At 72.8% G+C, this 3562-nt stretch carries 5 protein-coding genes; 2 read left to right on the forward strand and 3 right to left on the reverse strand.

Features of this window, described 5'->3' with window-relative positions:
- Window positions 1–251 precede the first annotated feature (251 nt).
- Window positions 252–1364, forward strand: a complete 1113-nt coding sequence (gene recA / locus CCN29_RS33205; protein ID WP_031022838.1) for a recombinase RecA — start codon at window positions 252–254, stop codon at window positions 1362–1364.
- A 3-nt stretch (window positions 1365–1367) separates the two neighbouring features.
- On the forward strand, window positions 1368–2174 hold the full coding sequence (recX, locus tag CCN29_RS33210) for a recombination regulator RecX (RefSeq protein ID WP_031022841.1): 807 nt from the start codon (window positions 1368–1370) through the stop codon (window positions 2172–2174).
- A 52-nt stretch (window positions 2175–2226) separates the two neighbouring features.
- Here recX and CCN29_RS33215 read toward each other — a convergent pair whose 3' ends face one another.
- The 3 genes from CCN29_RS33215 to CCN29_RS36575 form a co-directional block, all read right to left on the reverse strand.
- Entirely contained in the window at window positions 2227–2664 is a 438-nt protein-coding gene (locus tag CCN29_RS33215) for a rhodanese-like domain-containing protein (protein WP_189404641.1), read from the reverse strand.
- Window positions 2661–3212, reverse strand: a complete 552-nt coding sequence (locus CCN29_RS33220; RefSeq protein WP_086686207.1) for a cupin domain-containing protein — start codon at window positions 3210–3212, stop codon at window positions 2661–2663. Before CCN29_RS33220 ends, CCN29_RS33215 begins: the two co-directional genes overlap by 4 nt.
- Before the next feature lie 97 nt (window positions 3213–3309).
- Window positions 3310–3396, reverse strand: a complete 87-nt coding sequence (locus CCN29_RS36575; protein WP_323807142.1) for a putative leader peptide — start codon at window positions 3394–3396, stop codon at window positions 3310–3312.
- Window positions 3397–3562: the final 166 nt, after the last annotated feature.

The raw sequence follows: 3562 nt of genomic DNA on the forward strand, positions 1-3562 counted from the left end.
CCGGGGCGTGAGGGGCCGGGGTCACTGACGTCGAGGGGCGGGGGTCCCCAGCGGTGCGGCTTGACACGAAAATCGAACATCCATTCTTATTGGAGAGCCGGTGAGGCTCAACACCGGGCGTTACGCCCCAGTTCGGGTGGGTGGGCGCCCGGGTTATCCACAGGCCGGACGTGCGTCGGGGCGCGTTGTCAGTGGCAGGCGTTAGCGTCTTTGACGTGAAGCGATCGACTCAAGCAAACCGGGTGGAACCCATGGCAGGAACCGACCGCGAGAAGGCGCTCGACGCCGCGCTCGCACAGATTGAACGGCAATTCGGCAAGGGCGCGGTCATGCGCATGGGCGAGCGGTCGAAGGAGCCCATCGAGGTCATCCCGACCGGGTCGACCGCGCTCGACGTCGCCCTCGGCGTCGGCGGCCTGCCGCGCGGCCGCGTGGTGGAGATCTACGGACCGGAGTCCTCCGGCAAGACGACCCTGACCCTGCACGCGGTGGCGAACGCGCAGAAGGCCGGCGGCCAGGTCGCGTTCGTGGACGCGGAGCACGCCCTCGACCCCGAGTACGCGAAGAAGCTCGGCGTCGACATCGACAACCTCATCCTGTCCCAGCCGGACAACGGCGAGCAGGCCCTGGAGATCGTGGACATGCTGGTCCGCTCCGGCGCCCTCGACCTCATCGTCATCGACTCCGTCGCGGCGCTCGTCCCCCGCGCGGAGATCGAGGGCGAGATGGGCGACAGCCACGTGGGTCTCCAGGCCCGTCTGATGAGCCAGGCCCTGCGGAAGATCACCAGCGCGCTCAACCAGTCCAAGACCACCGCGATCTTCATCAACCAGCTCCGCGAGAAGATCGGCGTCATGTTCGGCTCGCCCGAGACCACGACCGGTGGCCGCGCGCTGAAGTTCTACGCCTCCGTGCGCATCGACATCCGCCGCATCGAGACCCTCAAGGACGGCACCGAGGCGGTCGGCAACCGCACCCGCTGCAAGGTCGTCAAGAACAAGGTCGCGCCGCCTTTCAAGCAGGCCGAGTTCGACATCCTCTACGGCCAGGGCATCAGCCGCGAGGGCGGCCTGATCGACATGGGCGTGGAGCACGGCTTCGTCCGCAAGGCCGGCGCCTGGTACACGTACGAGGGCGACCAGCTCGGCCAGGGCAAGGAGAACGCCCGCAACTTCCTGAAGGACAACCCCGATCTCGCCAACGAGATCGAGCGGAAGATCAAGGAGAAGCTGGGCGTGGGCGTCCGGCCCGAGGAGCCCTCCGCCGAGGCGGGCGCGGACGCCGCCGCTCCCGTCGAGCCCGCGGCGGTGCCGGCACCGGCGGCCAAGGGCGCCAAGTCCAAGGCCGCGGCGGCCAAGAGCTGACCCGTGACCCGGCGAACCGACTGGGCCGAGTACGAGTACGAGGCTCCCGGTGTCCCACGGGGGAGGGACGCCGTGGGCGGCGAGGACCCGGCCCCCGGCGCTGACACGGCGTACGACGACGCGGACCCCGGCCTCCCCGAAGCGGGCGGTGGCGGCCGGCGACGCGGCGGTCGTACGGCACGGACGGGTGGCTCGCGTGACGGCGGGCCGCACGGTGGACGCGGACGCCGGCGCCGTTCCTTCGGCGAGGCGGCCGCGGCGGACGGAGGCGCCTCCGACTCGGTGAGGGCGGAGCGGGAGGAACCTCCGGGGGACCCGGTGGAGCGGGCGCGGGCGATCTGCCTGCGGCTGCTCACCGGGACCCCGCGCACCCGGAAGCAGCTCGCCGACGCCCTCCGCAAGCGGGAGATCCCCGACGAGGCCGCCGAGGAGGTGCTGTCCCGGTTCGAGGAGGTCGGACTGATCAACGACAGCGCCTTCGCGGACGCCTGGGTGGAGTCCCGGCACCACGGCCGCGGGCTGGCCCGGCGCGCCCTCGCCCGGGAGCTGCGCACCAAGGGCGTCGACTCCGCGCTGATCGACGAGGCCGTCTCCCGGCTCGACTCCGAGCAGGAGGAGGAGACCGCCCGCGAACTGGTCGCCCGTAAGCTGCGCGCCACCCGCGGGCTCGACCGCGACAAGCGGATACGCCGCCTCGCCGGCATGCTCGCCCGCAAGGGCTACCCGGAGGGCCTCGCCCTGCGCGTGGTCCGCCAGGCGCTGGAGGAGGAGGGCGAGGACACCGAGTTTTTCGGCGACGAGGGGTACTGAGCGAGCACCCGGACGCCCGAGCACCTGGACGTCCGGACGCCCGCGCTTTGCGCTACGCGGTCCCCGTCGTGACCGGCAGACCCGCCGCCCGCCAGGCCTGGAAGCCGCCGATCAGATCGGTGGCCCGGTGCAGGCCCAGCCGGTGGAGGGACTCCGCCGCAAGGCTGGAGGCGTACCCCTCGTTGCAGACCACGACGATGCGCAGGCCGTGGCCCGTGGCCTCGGGAAGACGGTGGCTGCCCCGCGGGTCCAGCCGCCACTCCAGTTCGTTGCGCTCGACGACCAGCGCGCCCGGGATCAGCCCGTCCCGCTCCCGCAGGGCGGCGTAGCGGATGTCCACGAGCAGCGCCTCGCCGGACCGCCAGGCGTCGTACGCCTCGCGGGCCTCGATGCGCGCGTACCCGGCGCGTACGCGCTCCAGCAGCTCGTCGATGCCGGGTGGCTGCCCGCCGTCCTGGGCCGTGTGCTGCACGCTCTCGGCCCCGCTCACTGCCAGTCCTCCGGGCGTTCGACCTGCTCCAGGCGCATGATCCGGCCGGCGCGGCTGTAGCGGCGGATCCGCGGCAGCGGCGGGTAGTAGGCGTGCACGGAGACCGCATGCCGGTCCGTGGACTCGTTCAGCACCTCGTGGACGTGGTGGCGGCCGAAGGCGCGGCCCTGTCCTGCCGTCAGCCGGCGCTCCCGGTCGACGCCCTCGGTGAGTTCGAGGGTCGTCCAGCCGTCGGTGGGCAGCCGCACGGCGAGCGCGTTCTCCTTCAGCTCGCCCGAGGCGGTCATGAATACGCCGACGGAGTCCGCGTGGTCGTGCCAGCCCGTGCCGGTGCCGGGCGGCCAGCCGATCAGCCAGGCCTCGCTGCCGCCCGGCCCGTCGAGCCGCACCCAGGTCCGCCCCTCGGGGTCGAGGGGCAGCGAGGCGATCAGATCGGCGTCGGCGGCGGCACGCCGTACGAACTCAAGGAGTTCGGCCTGGGTCGGCGCGGACGCGGGCGCGGCCGTGGGCGCGGACACGGAGGCAGGGGCAGCGGGGGAGACAGACATGTGCACCGTCCTGGAGGTGAAGTCGCGGAACGCGCGCGGGACGACGCCGTCCGGGACGACGGTCAGGGCGCGCGGGAAGAAGGGGGAACGACGCGAATCAACAGGACGGGCGACACACGCAGCCCGCGTAGCGGAGCAGGTCCATGTGGACCCTCCGCCACAGGTGCACGCGGGTGTCGGTCATGAGCGGGAGTACACCACGGGGCCGCGACCGGCTTCAACCGCTCGCCACGATGTGGACGCCGGCGTGGCGTGCGCGCCCGCGTGCAGCGCCCCCATCGCTCCGGCGCGCCCCGCCCGACACCTTCCCCGCCTCACCGCGCCCGCGTGCAGCGCCCCCATCGCTCCGG

The sequence above is a fragment of the Streptomyces pseudogriseolus genome, from assembly GCA_002154585.1.
Lineage (GTDB): Bacteria > Actinomycetota > Actinomycetes > Streptomycetales > Streptomycetaceae > Streptomyces > Streptomyces pseudogriseolus.

Coding starts and splice junctions, on each gene's coding strand:
- recA (WP_031022838.1), top strand. CDS start 252: ATGGCAGGAACCGACCGCGAGAAGGCGCTCGACGCCGCGCTCGCACAG.
- CCN29_RS33220 (WP_086686207.1), bottom strand. CDS start 3,212: ATGTCTGTCTCCCCCGCTGCCCCTGCCTCCGTGTCCGCGCCCACGGCC.
- CCN29_RS36575 (WP_323807142.1), bottom strand. CDS start 3,396: ATGACCGACACCCGCGTGCACCTGTGGCGGAGGGTCCACATGGACCTG.